The organism is Corynebacterium belfantii (assembly GCF_041898185.1).
Lineage (GTDB): Bacteria > Actinomycetota > Actinomycetes > Mycobacteriales > Mycobacteriaceae > Corynebacterium > Corynebacterium belfantii.
This window is the reverse complement of the sequence record NZ_CP157823.1, coordinates 1,358,785-1,375,168: the sequence shown is the minus strand read 5'-3', so window position 1 is coordinate 1,375,168 and position 16,384 is coordinate 1,358,785. Positions and strand designations below refer to the sequence as shown.

Below are 16,384 nucleotides of genomic sequence, written 5' to 3'. Positions count from 1 at the left end.
GGACACCTAACATCCCAACATTCTGGGACAGAAAGGTAATCTCCACACCATGCCAAGCAAGACCTACACCGAGGAGTTCCAGCGTGACGCGGTCGCCTTGTATGAGAACTCCACGGGGGCTTCAACCCAGACCATCGCCACTGATCTTGGTATCAACCGGGCCACCTTGGCGAACTGGGTGAAAAAGTATGGAACTAAAACCCGTGCCACCAGCCCTGCGACTGAGAAATCCCCCTCTGCTTCAGTGACCGAAGCTGAGCAGATCCGGCAACTACAACGTGAAAACACCCGGTTGAGGCAAGAGCGCGATATCCTGCGGAAAGCTGCGAAATATTTCGCGGAAGAGACGAACTGGTGATCCGCTTCCGGTTCGTTGACGACGTCTCCACGACCTACTCGGTTAAGCGGTTATGCGAGGTCCTGGGGCTTAATAAGTCCTCGTATTACAAATGGAAAAGAACTGCTCCTCTGAGGAAGAAACGCCTGCTCAAGGACTCGCTTCTTGGCACCAGAGTCAAGACCGTGTTCATCACTGAACGCGGCTACTACGGGGCAAAACGCATCACCGCCGAACTCAAGGACCAGACTGGTCATGAACCGGTGAATCATAAGCGGGTCGCCCGGATAATGCGCTCGTTGAAGCTGTTTGGCTATAAAAAGAAACGCAAGGTCACCACCACCGTATCCGATCAAAAGAAACCAGTGTTTCCTGACTTAGTGGGCCGGAAGTTCACCGCCGACAAGCCTAACCAAGTTTACGTTGGGGACATTACCTACCTGCCGATTGCAGATGGGGCGAATATGTACCTGGCCACGGTCATTGATTGCTATTCACGCAGATTGGTGGGGTTTTCCATCGCAGACCATATGCATACCTCCCTAGTCCAGGAGGCGCTAAAAATGGCTAAAGGCCAACGAGGGAGCCTTGCGGGTGCGATTTTTCACTCGGACCACGGAAGTGTGTATACCTCGAACGCGTTCCAGAACACCTGTAAGGACCTCGGGATCAGACAGTCGATGGGATCAATGGGAACCAGTACGGATAATGCTTTGTCGGAGTCGTTCAACGCGGCGATGAAGCGGGAAATTCTTCAGGATTCCAAGACCTTTGAGAATCAATTGCGCTGTCGCCGGGATGTATTCCGCTGGTGCACCAGGTATAACACCACTCGCCGGCGTTCCTGGTGTAAATATCTCACGCCAGCGGTGTTTGAGGAACGCGGTCCTGCTATCTTGAAATCTGCTTCTTGATTAAATCCTCCGTGTCTACCAAACGGGGGTCGGGCCCGTCTTACCTGCCACCGCGTCGATGCCGTGTAGTCGCAACACACTGCACGGCATCGACAGCACCTGCAATAAAGAGCGCTTCCCGCATAGCTAATTGGTAGATCCATAAGCGTCGATAAACCACGTCAAAACCATCAGCCGCAGCTTGGCGAATATTGCCTTCAAATGTTTCTCTCTGCAACCGGAGTCCCGCCTGATAATGACCAGGAAAATGGGTCTGAGAGATAATCCTTAAATTGGTAAACCGGTCTACTAGTTTATGCATATCCGACAATCGCATAGGACTAAAAGCAGGCCACACATAAGCTTTATGTACACTCATGGCTGCTGCTGCAATTTCTGCTTTTCCCTCGTTTAAAACGACACTTTGGCATGCAAATGCCCCGCCAACTGCAAGCATACTATCGATAGCTTGCACGTATCGTTTCTTCATTCTTGGTTGCATGAGTTCGAGTTTTTCGACACTCGTAATCACGTCATACTGCGTAGGCCACGCTTTGGGTGCTGGGATGGGATCGTCGATAAGTTCAACATGCGCACCGCCTTCTACATTCGCCAAATCCAATATTTCGCGAATATCAGTGGCGAAATCCAAGTCTGTAGTAAGCGCATCAACCGTCGCTCCTCGATAGCACGCATTTATAGCCAAGGCGCCACCTGAACTCGGGAAATCTAATAGGTGCGTTCCCGCATGTACTCCAGCTGAATCCAAAAGCGCAGTTGTAGAACGTAATTGACCTGCACCAAGATCAGCTTTCTCTACCAAAGTCGGATCGCTTAGCATAGTTTTATCTACAAAACGAGTAGCCGGCTCGTTCGCGCGTCCCGCGCCTTTTACGTAACTGCGTACCGCAATACGCTCCGTTGTGGGAACGCCAGAGGAAAACAGAGTTCCTTGAATGCTCATGCCGTCTCCAGAAAATAGCTTAATAAGCTGGGTATCGACTTCCATTCCAGAATAATCTCCACCGAGATCGAGCTTAGGCATTTTCGGATGGTAGCCCACAGCAATCAGTTTTTTTAAAACATCTACCAAATTTTCTGCATACCACTCGCCTGCCATATATGATTCAGCGACTCCCAACCAACCAGCTGCCGCGATGCGTTTAAATAGCGAATCCTCTCGAACAATGACATCTGGAGCATCACCGAAGAGCTGAATTCCCGCCTTTTCGCATATAGCAGCAAACTCCGATTCGGCTTTACGCGCTTTGACTTCTATACGACGACCTTGCGGAACCAGCGCAATATTTGGCCATCGATCTGCATTAATTCGGGCACGTTGGTCGTTGACATTCACAATGGTCAAGCCTACTAACTCTGCTAGATATACGGGTGGAGGCGCGCACCAACCCCACCTCGATTCAGCTGTTACCGCCAAATGGGTCTAATATTGTGACCATCGTCGCGTTAGGTTAAATATCACACCCAAATTTAATGCGGTTTACAAAAATGTTTGAAGGAGCATTCCATCACCATGACTAATACCCCATTTCGCCCAGAAGGTGGACGCCACCACGTTGTAGTTATTGGCTCCGGCTTCGGTGGACTATTCGCAGTTCAAAACCTCAAAGATGCAGATGTCGATATTACCCTCATCGACCGGACAAACCACCACCTTTTCCAGCCGCTGCTTTACCAAGTAGCAACCGGTATCTTGTCGTCTGGTGAAATCGCACCACAAACGCGTCAAGTTCTTGCACAGCAAAATAATGTGCACGTTCTTAAGGCTGAAGTCACCGATATTGACACCGAATCGAAGATAGTCGTCGCAGACTTGGATGATTATTCGAAAACAATTGAATACGATTCCCTGATCGTCGCCGCTGGTGCAGGTCAGTCTTACTTCGGAAATGATCACTTCGCGGAATTTGCGCCGGGTATGAAAACAATCGATGATGCACTCGAACTGCGCGCGCGCATCATCGGCGCTTTCGAACGCGCAGAAATGTGCGAAGATCCCAAAGAACGTGAACGCCTCTTGACTTTTGTCATCGTTGGCGCAGGGCCAACAGGCGTAGAACTTGCAGGTCAGCTGGCTGAAATGGCACACCGCACGTTGTCTGGAGAGTACACGCAGTTCACGCCTTCCAACGCGAAGATCATCCTGCTTGACGGCGCTCCTCAGGTGCTTCCTCCGTTCGGCAAGCGTTTGGGTCGTACTGCACAGCGTGAATTAGAAAAGATTGGTGTAACGGTCAAACTGAACGCTATCGTTACCGGCGTAGACGAGAACTCAGTGACATATAAGTCCACCGTTGATGATTCTTTGCACACGATCAATTCCTTCTGCAAGATCTGGTCGGCAGGCGTAGCCGCTTCCCCACTAGGCAAACTAGTTGCAGAACAGCTTGATGTTGAGGTTGATCGCGCAGGACGCGTCCCAGTCAACGAAGATCTTTCTGTTGGCGACGATAAGAACGTCTTTGTTATTGGCGATATGATGTCGCTCAACAGGCTTCCAGGAGTCGCACAGGTAGCAATCCAAGGCGGTGAATACGTTGCTGAGCAGATTGCTGCTGAGGTCGAGGGACGTTCCTCGTCTGAACGCCCAGCTTTTGAATACTACGACAAGGGTTCGATGGCTACGGTGTCACGCTTTAACGCCGTTGTGAAGCTTGGAAAAGTTGAAGTTACGGGATTTATTGGCTGGGTCATGTGGCTTCTCGTCCACTTGATGTTCTTGGTCGGCTTCCGCAACCGAGCAACTGCGGCCTTCTCTTGGGGCATCAATGCACTTTCACGTAAGCGTTGGAACCTCGCCACCACTCGTCAGCAGCTTCAGGGCCGTACTGGTTTGCAAAAACTTACTGCACTCGTCGATACCGCCGAAAAGAAGTAATTAGCCCCGCTAATAGTTTAAAAACGCCAGCGAACAAGATCGTTCCGATGCTTCAAATTCGCTGGCGTTTTCTCATTTACTTAGGTTTACGCAAAAAGGCTACGAGAAATTGAGACCGGTTGGTCATTGGATTTAGATCCCAAGACTCGAAGTTATTTTCAATAACAAATCCTACGTTACGGGCATCTTCGAAAAATTGTGGAAACACATATCCTCGGCCAGCACCAAACCCAATAATGCACCGGCCATTGGGGCGCAAAGCTTCAAAAATATGCGCTAAAGCGGCTTCTTTTTTATCCGGCTCTATAAAAGTAATAACGTTCCCAGCGCATACAGTAATATCGAATCCCTGATCCGGAATCGATTCACTCCCTAGGTCACCTACACGCCACGTTGCGTCTGGGAATTTCCTTTCCGCCTCAGAAATCAAATAATCATCGATATCTATGCCAGTTACGATATGGCCTCGTGCCGATAAGTATCCACCAACGCGTCCTTGTCCACATCCTGCATCAAGGATTTTTGATCCACGCTGAACGAGGGCGTCGATAAGCCGAGCTTCGCCGTTGATATCATTACCTTCAGCTTCGAGATTTTCCCAGCGTTTTGCATAGTTATGTGAATGCTGGGGGTTTCGTGCTTTGATGTCGTTCCAAGTTGGCATACGTCCGATAATAGACACTAAAACACCAAAAGAGGTCTGCATAAAGCTATGAACGAAAAGAATCGCCAGCTACCAGCATTCACCCCGCGAAATCGCCGCGCGCACCCCATAAGCGCTGAGCGTAAGCAACTTGGTGTTGACGATATTGTTGATCACTGCATGATTTATGTTGATGGACGAGCAATTCAAGGGTGGTTCGATTACGAATCAGGCTTAAAACGCGTGAAGGACTTCATTGCTTCGGGCCATAAAGCTTTCATGTGGTTATCTCTCGAAGAACCCAGCGAACAACACATGATTCAGGTTGCCGATGATCTCCACATCCACGAACTCATCGTCGAAGACGCAGTAACTGCACAGCAGAGACCTAAAGTCGAACACTACGATGATCAAATCTTCATGGTGGTTCGATCAGTTTTCTACCGTGATCACGAAACGGTTGATGACGCAAACGAAATTATTAAAACCTGTGAAGTCCAAATGCTGAATGGGGAACACTTCATCATCACAATCCGACACCGCACCCCTATGCCTGATTTAACGATGCGTCTCGACGACCCGCAAGAAATCAGCAGCTATGGGCCGATGATCATAGCTTGGGCGTGGGCAGATTATCTTGTCGACGGATACCTGCGTATCGTCAATACACTTGCCGAAGAAGTTGATGAGCTTGAAGAAGAAGTATTTACCCCAGGTAGCAGCTTCAACATCGAGCACATCTACATGATTAAACGCGAAATTTTAGAAATGCGACACGCCATTGATCCGTTAGATCCCGCATTACGCATGCTCGTTACACGAGCATAAGGATATGATCGCGAAACAACTCCGGTCGTATCTGCGAGATGTCCTTGACCATGAAATGGTAGCCAAGGACCATGTCGCGAACTTTGACGAACGTCTTAGTTCCCTAATCGACGCTGGCGTGGCAAAGATTTCACTACAGCAAAACTCTGACATGCGCGCTATATCTGCCTATGTTGGCTTGGCAGCGGTTCCTACACTTATAGCCGGAATTTACGGAATGAATTTTGAAAATATGCCGGAACTAGCTACCAACTACGGCTACTACATTGTAATTCTTGTCATGGTACTAACCGTGAGTCTCATGTGGTGGTACTTCCGCAATATGAATTGGATTGGAAACTAAGCCATTTTATCTTTCTGGGGCTTTGCTGGTTGCGGAGCTACCAACAAAGTACGAAGTGTTGCTCGCGCCACTAGCTTGCCCCTGTGGTGCATGTCAACGGCGACCACGTGGGTAGTACAGCCACGATGGATGATTTCAGCTGAAACGTCGATTACTCCAGCATGAACCATTCCCAAGAAATCGGTCGCACAATGTACTCCTACCGCCAGTGCCCCATCTGCAGCAACAACACTTGCTATTGATCCAGCTGTCTCAGCCAGAGCTGAATACACACCACCATTGACTACACCTGATACTTGAAGATGCTCAGCTGCTACTGGAAGCTCCGCGTGCACACCTTCAGAATTGATTTGTGTGAAACGTAAACCGAGTGTCTTAGAGAATCCTTCTAACTTTTCGTTAAATTCTTCCAGCTGTTCGATGCTCAGGCCTTCGACATTGGCGCTTTTGAGCAATTCCATAATCTGATCGTTGTTACTCATGTTGCCCAATCTAGTCTTTCTCCATGTCCATTCCGCAAGCTGGGTGGGTAAAATTGTTGCAGTCAGGGTATTGTCACAGTCATGACTGATCAAACACAACTAGCGCAGATCGGCGTTGTCGGTCTCGCTGTCATGGGCTCGAACCTCGCACGCAATTTTGCTCATAAAGGCCACACGGTTGCTGTTTTTAATCGCAGCTTTGAAAAGACCCAAGCGCTCATGGATCAGCACGGAGATGAAGGCAATTTCATCCCGTCCGCCACAATCGCAGAATTTGTTGCTTCGCTAGAAAAACCTCGTCGCGCCATCATCATGGTTCAAGCAGGATCTGCAACTGACGCCGTAATCAACCAACTTGCCGATGCGATGGATGAAGGCGACATCATTATCGACGGCGGCAACGCACTCTACACCGATACGATTCGTCGCGAAAGCGAAATTGCTCAACGAGGCCTCAACTTCGTTGGCGCCGGCATTTCCGGAGGCGAAGAAGGAGCTCTCAACGGTCCTTCTATCATGCCTGGTGGTCCTGATAAATCTTGGGAAGCACTTGGATCGCTGCTCGAATCCATCGCCGCGCAGGTTGACGGCACACCATGTGTTACTCACATCGGCCCTGACGGCGCAGGCCACTTTGTCAAGATGGTTCATAATGGAATCGAATATGCCGACATGCAAGTGATCGGCGAGGCATACCAATTGCTTCGATACGCCACCGAAATGCAACCATCTGAGATTGCAGATGTGTTTAAGACATGGAACCAAGGCGACTTGGACTCCTACCTCATTGAGATTACTTCTGAGGTGCTGGCTCAGGTCGATTCTGAAACTGGCACACCACTTATCGATCTCATCGTCGATGAAGCTGGTCAAAAAGGCACCGGTCGTTGGACGGTGAAAGCTGCTCTAGACCTTGGTATTGCAACTACTGGAATCGGCGAAGCAGTATTCGCTCGCGCGCTTTCAGGTGCAACCACTCAGCGCAAGGCAGCCCAAGGTAATTTGCCAGCTGGCACGTTGGAATCATTGGCCTCGTTGAACATCGATAAGAACCAGTTCGTAGAAGATATCCGTCGCGCACTCTACGCTTCAAAGCTCGTCGCTTATGCGCAGGGCTTCGACGAAATTATCGCCGGATCAGCCGAGCACAACTGGAATGTCGATCCTCGAGACCTCGCTACTATCTGGCGCGGCGGCTGCATCATTCGCGCAAAGTTCCTAAACCGCATCGTTGAAGCTTACGACGCTAATCCAGAACTCCCGTCCCTCCTACTGGATCCCTACTTTAAGACTGAGTTGGAATCGCTTATCGATTCATGGCGCCGCGTAGTCGTTGTAGCTACACAACTGGGATTGTCTGTCCCAGTGTTCGCTTCATCGTTATCCTACTACGACTCTTTGCGAGCCGAACGCCTACCAGCTGCGCTTATTCAAGGCCAGCGTGATTTTTTCGGTGCACACACTTACCGTCGCACGGATAAAGACGGAAGCTTCCACACCTTGTGGTCCGGTGATCGCAGCGAGGTAGAAGCTTAACGCTTCTTCTCGACGAAACATTCACCTTCATTTTAGAAAACAGGCTGGGCATTTTCGCCCAGCCTGTCTGTTTTTCACGCAGATTGCAGTAGAATTGTCCCAATGACTTCTTTTCTCGACCTCGGACTTCCTAGCAATATCGTCCAGGTTCTATCCCGCCTAGGCATTGTTGAGCCGTTCCCTATTCAAAAGGCGGCTATTCCCGATGCGATAAGCGGACGAGATATTCTCGGACGAGGCCCCACAGGCTCAGGTAAAACTTTTACTTTCGGCCTACCCATGATTACTCGACTGCAGGAATCTGGAGTGTCAAAGTCCGGTAAACCACGCGGCCTCATCTTAGTTCCTACCCGTGAGCTCGCCGCCCAAGTTCGCGAACGTTTGGAAGAACCTGCTTCTGTTATGGGCTTACGAGTCCTCGAGGTAGTAGGCGGCGTCAGCATCAAGCGACACATTACATCACTAGCTTCTCCAGTCGACATTCTGGTAGCAACTCCAGGACGCGCCCAAGATCTGATTAATCAAGGAAAACTTTCTCTATCTGAGGTAGAGATCTCTACGCTTGATGAAGCCGATCAGATGGCAGACATGGGTTTTCTACCACAGGTAACCAAACTACTGGAACTTACCCCGAAGACTGCTCAGCGATTGTTGTTCTCAGCAACACTCGATGGAGACGTGAATAAACTGGTCGATCGTTTCATGTCGGATCCAGTAACTCACTCGACCACCGCAGTAAAAGCAACCGTAGAGACTATGTCGCACTACCGATTCCATGTGGGCGACAGAGAAGCACGAAATTCTATAGTCGAAAGAATTGCTGGTCGCGACGGCAAAACAATCATGTTCATGCGCACGAAACATGGTGTTGATCGCCAAGTAAAGAAACTTCGCCGCATTGGTATAAACGCAGCTGGTTTACATGGCGATAAAGGACACAACACACGCGCAGCCGCCCTAGCTGGTTTCGCGGACGGCAGTGTTCCAGTGCTTGTTGCCACCGATATCGCATCCCGAGGAATCGATATTGACGATGTCGATCTAGTGGTTCACGTAGATCCCCCAGCTGAGCACAAAGCTTACGTGCATAGGGCAGGCAGAACCGCCCGCGCCGGGACAGTCGGTAAAGTTGTCACACTTGTCATGGATAACCAACGTGAGGAAGTAGACAAGCTCCTCGGCAAAGCCGGAGTTTCTCCTGTTATCGTCGATGTGCATGCAGATTTAGCTGAGCTGACGAATATTACTGGGGCCAGCAAGCGTAACGGCAAAGCGTTGCAACCATTCGGTGCGCAGCAACAGACCTCACTGCGCGGAAAGAAACAAGAGACAACTACACAGGCAAATCAGCCCAAGCGTGGCAAATCTCCTTCATTCCGTACACGGCAATCCAAAAAGAAACGTCCCATCGCAACGTTTGGTGGGCACAAGAAGAAAGATGGTCAAAAGGGTCGGAGTTAATTCTTTAACCCAGCATTTCTCACAATGGACATTCTGTTAAGTATCCTCTCGCTCTTAGGTTTTGTGCTTCTCACCGCCAGCACAGGACTTTTCGTTGCCATTGAGTTTGCGCTCACCAGTTTGGAGCGCTCAACCATTGAAACCGAAGTAAAGGAGCGTGGGGATAAAAAATCTCGGGCGGTACAACGCGATTATCAAAATCTCTCCTTCGTCTTGTCTGGCGCCCAATTAGGTATCACCATCACTACCCTTGCAACGGGTTATCTAGCAGAACCAGTTCTTGCAAAGTTTTTAACACCGCTTTTGGAATTGATAGGCTTGGAAGCGTCGACAAGCGTAGCTGTCGCTTTAGTGTTGGCGTTGATCATCGCGACGTTCTTGTCAATGGTGTTTGGCGAACTCGTGCCCAAAAACGTTGCAATCACAAACCCAATGGGTACCGCGCGCCACGTCGTCGGATCAGTTAATGCCTTCAATACCGTATTTAAGGGCTTTATCAAGTTTTTAAATCACTCGGCTAACTGGGCAGTTCGAAAAATGGGAATTGAGCCAGCCGATGAGCTCGCCACAGCTCGTTCCACTCAAGAGCTCACGGCCATCGTCAAAAGTTCTGCGGAAACTGGCGATATTGATGAAAATACAGCCCTTGTTCTTGACCGCTCACTCAAATTTGGTGAGACAACTGCCGGTGAGTTGATGACTCCTCGGTCTACGGTTGAAGTTCTCTCAGCAGAAGACACCGTTCTTGACCTCATCGCACTAGCTATAGAGACAGGACACTCACGCTTCCCAGTCATCCGTGGCGACCTAGACGATACGATCGGCGTCGTCCATTTTAAAGATGCATTTTCTGTTCCGGAAGATCAGCGCCACGTAATTCCATTAAGTTCAATAGCACGCCCTGTGCCCATTGTCCCTGAAAGCCTAGATGGTGATGCCGTCCTCAATGCGGTGCGCTCTGCTGGATCCCAAATCATCCTCGTTGCAGATGAATACGGTGGAACTTCAGGCCTCATCACAATCGAAGACGTCGTTGAAGAAATCCTCGGTGAGGTTTATGACGAGCATGACGATGCAGACGCAGAACGTGACTTCAACAAATTTGGCAATAGTTGGGAAGTTTCCGGCCTAGCCCGTATCGATGAAGTTGCCGAAACAATTGGATACGTCGCCCCAGACGGCCCCTATGAGACTCTCGGTGGATTAGTAATGCAAGTCCTAGGCCGAATTCCTGAAACTAACGACGAACTACTACTACCTGAAAGTGACAATCCAGCATTAGCTGAATTTGAATCCGGTTACAGTTGCCGCTGGCTCGCTAAAGTCTCCGCCATGGAAGATCGCAGAGTAGACAAGGTGATTATTTCACCGCTGCAAGATGATGAAGTAGCCCAGTATGAAAAGGAACAGAATTCATGAGTCTCAGTAGCACCGTATTACTGATTGTTCTTTTGCTCCTTGCCAATGCTTATTTCGTCGCATCCGAATTTGCACTTGTTTCTTCGCGCAAAGATCGAATTGAAAATCTGATAGCTCAAGGACAGCCACGGGCGCAAAAAGTTTTGCTGTCCATGGAGCACCTTTCTATCATGCTTGCGGCATGCCAATTTGGTATTACGATATGTTCCCTGATTTTGGGTAAAGTTGCCGAACCAGCTATTGCACAATTTATTGAGCAACCATTCCACTCCCTTGGTTTACCTGCTCATCTGCTCCACCCGTTTTCATTCGTCATCGCACTAGGCATCGTTACTTTCCTTCATATTCTCGCCGGAGAAATGGTTCCGAAAAATATTGCACTTGCAGGGCCAGAAACTCTTGCGCTTTGGCTGATTCCTTCGCTGCTATGGTTCATGCGTTTGACAAGGCCGATCATTGCAGTAATGAACTGGCTGGCTCGTATAAGTTTGCGCGCCGTCGGCATTGAACAAAAAGACGAACTTGATTCCGCCGTAGACCCAGACCAGCTAGTGACCATGCTCTCTGAGTCTCGATCAGAGGGCTACCTCGACGCAGAAGAACATGCACGGTTGAATAAAGCACTCCGAGTTGAAGATAGGTCTCTTCAAGAGGTCATGATTCCTCTCAACAAAGTGCGTTCCCTCAACTTTGGAATGCGGGGACCACTTCTCCAAGAATTAGAAACTGCTGTTGCAGAAACTGGGTTTTCACGTTTCCCAGTGACTGGAAAAGACGGCTCGTATCTCGGTTACGTGCACATCAAGGACGTACTGGATCGTTTTGATCATTCCAGCCCTGATACCATCATTCATCGCTCAGAAATCCGGCCATTAATCATCGTTGATGCAGCTGGAACTATGGACGAGGCCTTGCAATCGATGCACTCCAAGTCAGCACACATGGCCCAAGTTCGTGATCGCGGCCTCCTCCTAGGCGTTATCACCCTAGAGGATCTCATCGAGGAATACGTTGGAACCTTCTCCGACTGGACACACGAACAATCATGAGCAATTTTGATCTAATTCGTCTCACTGAAGCTCAATGGCAAGCCCGTGAATCTGCTCACCAACTTCGGGCAGATCGGCTTACAGCTGACCACATGAAACGTCGTCGTGCAGGCATTAGTCACCCAGTCTATGATTTTCTTTTCGAATACTATCCAGTACGCGTTGCCCACATGAAAAAATGGCACCCTGGTGTCGGTGTAGGACTCGAAGGAAATCCCCCACATTCACGTTGGAAGGGTTACACCACCATTGACGATGTGACCGTAGTCGACGTCGAAGCCCTCAAAAAGAAACGAAGCTCAACGCTTCACTACGTATCTAATCTGTTGAAACAAACGCAACTAAACCCAACTCATTTTGACTGTTTTGGGCTCCACGAATGGGCTATGGTTTATCAAACCTCTCAGCCTCGACACACTCTTCCATTGCGGCTAGGCGCGCAAGGCAGCAACAAAGTCGTAGAATCCCACAACATAAGATGCACGCACTTTGATGCATTCCGGTTTTTCACCGAACCTGCCGTGCCGCTCAACTTTCAGGTGCTCACGCGCGAAAACCAACCATCCTGTGAACAACTGGGCTGTTTACACGCCATGATGGACCTCTACAAATGGTCTGCCAAACTTGGCCCACTTATCCCTGGTGATCTCTGGCTTGACACCTTTGAGCTCGCTTGGGACTGTCGAGTGTTAGATATGGAAGCATCTCCATACGACTGCACCGATTTTGGCTTGGGAATCGTCCCAATTGAAACAGCCGAAGGGAAAGCCGAGTATGTTCGCCGTCAACGTTTACTGTCTGAGCGTGGTCAGCTGCTACGTCAACGGCTTGTCGCAGAGCTAGAGCGAATCAACCGGTTTACACTAACCTCCTAGATCTATTTCCAATTCCAGAAAGGCGCCAATTGTGGCTAAGCATTCGGACGGGAAAAACAACTATAGACTTTCGCCCAGTGTGATCGCGGTAGCGATCGTCATCGTACTGGTTGCCGCTGGTGTTTTCTTGTGGACCCAGGCTAAACGAGAAGACTCTGCAAAATCCTCCTGTATCAATGGGAACTTAACTCTTCCTGTTGCTACCAATAACAAGGACGTAGCAAGCCAAATTATCGATGCCTACAACTCTTCAGGGCGCGTCACTCGCGACTACTGTGTTCGTGCTGAACTAACCGATTCTGTCGCTCATGCTGGGGTTTACCTTGGCGACGAAAGTGATCATCAGGTCAACCAAGTGTTGTCAGCCGAAAAACGGTCACCGGCAACTTTAGAATGGCCGACAGTCGCGACTGACCAAGTGGGTATAGCTCGTCGTGAAGATGCCACGGAAGATGCGCCCGTTACCTACCCGATGAAGTCCGATGCGGTGTCTTCCGCGCTCGTTGCTGCTTTTACCCACAAAAATGATGCTTCTGCTGCGGCCAAAATGCTTCGTGATTTTGGTGAAACAACAATTGATTCTGCTGTCGCTCAATCAGCGCCAAAGATTGTTGTGTCGAAATCTGAAACTCCACAAGGATATTCATTTGAAGAAATTCAAAACCTGTCGAAACCGCTACGCGCAGTAGCTCTAAACCCTACCGATTCGGTTAATGAGGAAGTCGTTCGAGCAGGAGCAGACTTTGGTACAGCAATTGCGGCAAACACACTTGATGCTCAAAAACCACAAAAATTGTCACAAGAGGTCGCTACGGCAGCAGAAATTTTGGCTTTACTCACTGATAGTTCACCAGCTGTAGATTCACAATCCAATCAGAGTCCAAGGGATGTCCTGATGCTTCTCGATACCTCAGAGTACATCAATGGTGTGAGCACAGATGGAATCCGTTGGTTCGATGCAGCATCACATGGGCTCATTAATCTTGCCCAAAAGCAAGAAGAACGCGGTAAAGCCATAGGACTGTGGAATTATTCTTCCCCACTGACTCCTGGAATTACCCAAGGCTGGCGGTCGAACCTTAATTTCGACACCCCTGACGCTATTCGCCAAGTCAAAGATGTTCTCGGAAATTTTGGAACTGGCGGGCAGCCGCAGACTCTTGCGGCAACATCAGCGGCGTTAAATTATGCCGTAGAGCATGCACGGCATTCTGGGAATACAAGCGTGGTCATTGTGTTCACAGGAACAAATGACTCATTCACCGGATTAGCTGAATCAGTCAGCAAAGCTCAAGAATCTCACGTTTCACTTCATGCGATTCAAATCGGTGACGGACAAGATGATACGAGCATCGCGCAAGCTGCAAATGACACCAATGGCAGCTACGTGCACGCAACATCGGCGGCAGAACTAGATAGAGCTATTGCCGCCATAACGAAGTAACCATAATGGATGCACCCTCGTTTCTATCGGCCAGAGAAAATGATAGAAACGAGGGCGCTTTGCATATCAACGCGTTACGACGTCTTCCGAAGGCGACGTGCTGCTAACTCATCAATTCCGCCCGCAGCTGGGCTATTGGACAAAAAATCGCTGATCTTTTCTGAAGGGAATGAAGAAATAGTTCCGGTAAGCTCTCGAACAATTCCAGGTACCGCGATTCCAAACACGCCTTGACCACCGCCGAGGAGATCAATTACCTCTTCATTCGAACGGCACTCGTACACCGTAGTGCCATCCGAGACAAGTGTAATTTCCGCTAAATCATCTACTCCACGATTACGCAATTTGTCTACAGCGAGACGAATGTTTTGCAAGGAAATTCCAGTATCCAGAAGTCGCTTGACAATCTTCAACACCAGAATGTCTTTAAAAGAGTACAGACGTTGAGATCCCGATCCTCGTGCAGTGCGAATTGTCGGTTCCACTAATTTAGTACGAGCCCAATAATCCAATTGACGGTACGTAATTCCTGCCACTTGGCATGCAATAGGAACACGATAGCCAACTTCTTCATCAGGTCCCATATCAAAAAGCGCTTGTTGCACTGGGATATCGTTGTCGTGCATTTCTTCCATCAGGTGTCTCCCCTGCGATCTCTGGCTTCGCATCGAGCTTGGGCCGTAGGTATTGCTGTTAAGCATCAGGTTAGAGCACGAACGCATGGAAAACGTGCGACACGCCCGAAACCTCAACCTCAAGTTGAAGTTTAGACATTTGCCGAAGCTTTAGCTATCCCCCAGATCAAAAGAATCTTCCCCAAAGTCATCCGACCCCAAAAGATCCTTCTCACTTACACCAAGACTCTCCATAAGATTGGAAAAATCTGCATCTGCTTGAGTTTTCGTGGGATCTGAATCTATTTCATCTTGGTCATTTTTAGGAAATACAAATCCCAAATAGGCTTCCATATCGGATTCAGGAACAAAAACGCTTGCCTGGTTGAGGACCTCATCATCTACGGAGATTGCAACGCCCATCAACTCTGAAATCACAATCGCATCACTTGGTCGACAATCAATTTCTTCTTGATTATCAAGCACTAATGAACAGATAAAGACGCCTTCGTAATAACTCACGATGCGGATTGCCTCGATGCTAACCCCCATACGATTCATAATCTCAAAGAGCACATCGTGAGTCAACGGCCTACGAGGAGCTCCATGCTCACTTCGCTCCGAAAGCCTGATACCCTCTTCAAGATCAACCCAAATGGGAAGAATTCGGCGTCGTTCGGCCCAGGAGAAAACTAAACAAGCATCATCTTCTGGCGGGAAAAAATGGACGCCTTTATATTCAACTTGGCGAAAAGCCATAAATTAATTTCTCCCCAAAAGTCTTAGCGGTTCAGCTCGTCACGCAACATCGAACGCAGCATCGTAGCATTCAATGAGACTACTAAAGAACTAAGTTGCTGCGACATTTCTTCTGCACGTTGACGTGCACTCTCACTCTGCGAACGAGCGACAGGCGTAGTCGCACGCGAAATCAGATCGGCATGGCGCGAAGCAAGATTACGCAGTGACTTGAGATGCCTAACATCGAAACCAAATTCCTTTAGCTGCACTGCGACCGATACCACTTGTACATCGTCCGCGGTAAAGAAACCTGAAGAGTCCGGTCTAATCAACCCAGCCTCGGCAAGTTCACTTACTTCCGATTCAGCAACCTGAGCTCTCGCTGCAACATCGCCATCAGAAAGCCTAGTGACGACCGAAGCTCGAAACGACTCTGGGCTAACTACGGACGCATTGTCACTACCCCGTGTAATAGGCGTGACTGCACCAGAATCCATTGCCTCAAGTTGTTCCCTGATAACCTTAAGCGGCAAGTAGTTATCCCGCTGTGTAACAAGGATGTAGCGCAACCGTTCGACATCATCTTGGGTAAAACGACGATATCCGGTTGAAGTACGCTGAGGAGTAATTAGTCCTTCGGACTCAAGGTACCGGATTTTCGACACCGTGACATCAGGAAATTCCGCGGTGATTTTTGCGAGCACAACACCGATCGACATCGTCTTTTTCGACGAAGACAGCGACGATGACTGCGGTCTAGGCTGATAAGAACCAGCCGAACCTGAATCATTTCGTTGCGGAAGTGCACTCATAATCTTGT

General features: G+C 49.1%; 14 protein-coding genes and 1 pseudogene. 9 read left to right on the top strand and 6 right to left on the bottom strand.

Annotated elements, in window-relative coordinates:
• Positions 1-49 precede the first annotated feature (49 nt).
• Positions 50-1,251 (top strand): IS3 family transposase gene (locus tag ABMV07_RS06900; protein WP_374064992.1). Its coding sequence is split into 2 segments (ribosomal slippage): positions 50-344 and positions 344-1,251, totalling 1,203 coding nucleotides; the frame shifts between segments, so codons are not numbered across the junction.
• Positions 1,252-1,291: 40 nt separating this feature from the next.
• On the opposite strand, the gene ABMV07_RS06895 is transcribed toward ABMV07_RS06900, so the two are convergent.
• Positions 1,292-2,587 (bottom strand): SAM-dependent methyltransferase, encoded by a 1,296-nt coding sequence (locus ABMV07_RS06895; protein ID WP_088267022.1) that lies wholly within the window; start codon positions 2,585-2,587, stop codon positions 1,292-1,294.
• A gap of 177 nt (positions 2,588-2,764) precedes the next feature.
• On the opposite strand from ABMV07_RS06895, the gene ABMV07_RS06890 reads away from it, so the two are divergent.
• Complete coding sequence (locus ABMV07_RS06890; protein ID WP_088267021.1) at positions 2,765-4,129, top strand: NAD(P)/FAD-dependent oxidoreductase; 1,365 nt, start codon at positions 2,765-2,767, stop codon at positions 4,127-4,129.
• Positions 4,130-4,205: 76 nt separating this feature from the next.
• Here the strand turns inward: ABMV07_RS06890 and ABMV07_RS06885 are convergent, their stop codons facing one another.
• Positions 4,206-4,835: a class I SAM-dependent DNA methyltransferase gene (locus ABMV07_RS06885; RefSeq protein WP_088267020.1), complete on the bottom strand. Its 630-nt coding sequence runs from the start codon at positions 4,833-4,835 to the stop codon at positions 4,206-4,208.
• 6 nt (positions 4,836-4,841) lie between these two features.
• Here ABMV07_RS06885 and ABMV07_RS06880 point away from each other — a divergent pair.
• Positions 4,842-5,943, top strand: a pseudogene (locus tag ABMV07_RS06880) (magnesium and cobalt transport protein CorA).
• On the opposite strand, the gene ABMV07_RS06875 reads toward ABMV07_RS06880, so the two are convergent.
• The gene (locus tag ABMV07_RS06875) at positions 5,940-6,425 is read right to left on the bottom strand and encodes a PaaI family thioesterase (RefSeq protein ID WP_197692139.1); all 486 of its coding nucleotides are present in this window, start codon (positions 6,423-6,425) and stop codon (positions 5,940-5,942) included. The pseudogene ABMV07_RS06880 and the gene ABMV07_RS06875 overlap by 4 nt on opposite strands.
• A gap of 81 nt (positions 6,426-6,506) precedes the next feature.
• Here ABMV07_RS06875 and gndA point away from each other — a divergent pair, with 81 nt between their 5' ends.
• The 6 genes from gndA to ABMV07_RS06845 all read left to right on the top strand — a co-directional run bounded on the left by gndA (position 6,507) and on the right by ABMV07_RS06845 (position 14,209).
• Positions 6,507-7,961, top strand: a complete 1,455-nt coding sequence (gndA, locus tag ABMV07_RS06870) for an NADP-dependent phosphogluconate dehydrogenase (RefSeq protein WP_088267018.1) — start codon at positions 6,507-6,509, stop codon at positions 7,959-7,961.
• Between the two features lie 102 nt (positions 7,962-8,063).
• Positions 8,064-9,422, top strand: coding sequence for a DEAD/DEAH box helicase (locus tag ABMV07_RS06865; RefSeq protein ID WP_374064991.1), 1,359 nt, complete (start codon positions 8,064-8,066; stop codon positions 9,420-9,422).
• A gap of 24 nt (positions 9,423-9,446) precedes the next feature.
• On the top strand, positions 9,447-10,841 hold the full coding sequence (locus ABMV07_RS06860) for a hemolysin family protein (RefSeq protein WP_088267016.1): 1,395 nt from the start codon (positions 9,447-9,449) through the stop codon (positions 10,839-10,841).
• Positions 10,838-11,890, top strand: a complete 1,053-nt coding sequence (locus ABMV07_RS06855; protein WP_196978032.1) for a hemolysin family protein — start codon at positions 10,838-10,840, stop codon at positions 11,888-11,890. Before ABMV07_RS06860 ends, ABMV07_RS06855 begins: the two co-directional genes overlap by 4 nt.
• Complete coding sequence (locus tag ABMV07_RS06850; RefSeq protein ID WP_088267014.1) at positions 11,887-12,765, top strand: 3-methyladenine DNA glycosylase; 879 nt, start codon at positions 11,887-11,889, stop codon at positions 12,763-12,765. The genes ABMV07_RS06855 and ABMV07_RS06850 overlap by 4 nt, the downstream gene beginning before the upstream one ends.
• A 31-nt stretch (positions 12,766-12,796) precedes the next feature.
• On the top strand, positions 12,797-14,209 hold the full coding sequence (locus ABMV07_RS06845) for a vWA domain-containing protein (RefSeq protein ID WP_088267013.1): 1,413 nt from the start codon (positions 12,797-12,799) through the stop codon (positions 14,207-14,209).
• A 74-nt stretch (positions 14,210-14,283) separates the two neighbouring features.
• Here ABMV07_RS06845 and ABMV07_RS06840 read toward each other — a convergent pair whose 3' ends face one another.
• The 3 genes from ABMV07_RS06840 to ABMV07_RS06830 all read right to left on the bottom strand — a co-directional run bounded on the left by ABMV07_RS06840 (position 14,284) and on the right by ABMV07_RS06830 (position 16,376).
• Complete coding sequence (locus ABMV07_RS06840; protein WP_088267012.1) at positions 14,284-14,844, bottom strand: MerR family transcriptional regulator; 561 nt, start codon at positions 14,842-14,844, stop codon at positions 14,284-14,286.
• A 150-nt stretch (positions 14,845-14,994) separates the two neighbouring features.
• The gene (locus tag ABMV07_RS06835; RefSeq protein ID WP_088267011.1) at positions 14,995-15,582 is read right to left on the bottom strand and encodes a bifunctional nuclease family protein; all 588 of its coding nucleotides are present in this window, start codon (positions 15,580-15,582) and stop codon (positions 14,995-14,997) included.
• 23 nt (positions 15,583-15,605) lie between these two features.
• The gene (locus ABMV07_RS06830) at positions 15,606-16,376 is read right to left on the bottom strand and encodes a MerR family transcriptional regulator (RefSeq protein ID WP_088267010.1); all 771 of its coding nucleotides are present in this window, start codon (positions 16,374-16,376) and stop codon (positions 15,606-15,608) included.
• Between the last annotated feature and the right edge of the window lie 8 nt (positions 16,377-16,384).

Bases quoted from the DNA above. Each gene is read 5' to 3' on its own strand.
- ABMV07_RS06890 (WP_088267021.1), top strand. From the start codon at position 2,765: ATGACTAATACCCCATTTCGCCCAGAAGGTGGACGCCACCACGTTGTA.
- ABMV07_RS06885 (WP_088267020.1), bottom strand. From the start codon at position 4,835: ATGCAGACCTCTTTTGGTGTTTTAGTGTCTATTATCGGACGTATGCCA.
- ABMV07_RS06875 (WP_197692139.1), bottom strand. From the start codon at position 6,425: ATGAGTAACAACGATCAGATTATGGAATTGCTCAAAAGCGCCAATGTC.
- gndA (WP_088267018.1), top strand. From the start codon at position 6,507: ATGACTGATCAAACACAACTAGCGCAGATCGGCGTTGTCGGTCTCGCT.
- ABMV07_RS06865 (WP_374064991.1), top strand. From the start codon at position 8,064: ATGACTTCTTTTCTCGACCTCGGACTTCCTAGCAATATCGTCCAGGTT.
- ABMV07_RS06860 (WP_088267016.1), top strand. From the start codon at position 9,447: ATGGACATTCTGTTAAGTATCCTCTCGCTCTTAGGTTTTGTGCTTCTC.
- ABMV07_RS06855 (WP_196978032.1), top strand. From the start codon at position 10,838: ATGAGTCTCAGTAGCACCGTATTACTGATTGTTCTTTTGCTCCTTGCC.
- ABMV07_RS06850 (WP_088267014.1), top strand. From the start codon at position 11,887: ATGAGCAATTTTGATCTAATTCGTCTCACTGAAGCTCAATGGCAAGCC.
- ABMV07_RS06840 (WP_088267012.1), bottom strand. From the start codon at position 14,844: ATGGAAGAAATGCACGACAACGATATCCCAGTGCAACAAGCGCTTTTT.
- ABMV07_RS06835 (WP_088267011.1), bottom strand. From the start codon at position 15,582: ATGGCTTTTCGCCAAGTTGAATATAAAGGCGTCCATTTTTTCCCGCCA.
- ABMV07_RS06830 (WP_088267010.1), bottom strand. From the start codon at position 16,376: ATGAGTGCACTTCCGCAACGAAATGATTCAGGTTCGGCTGGTTCTTAT.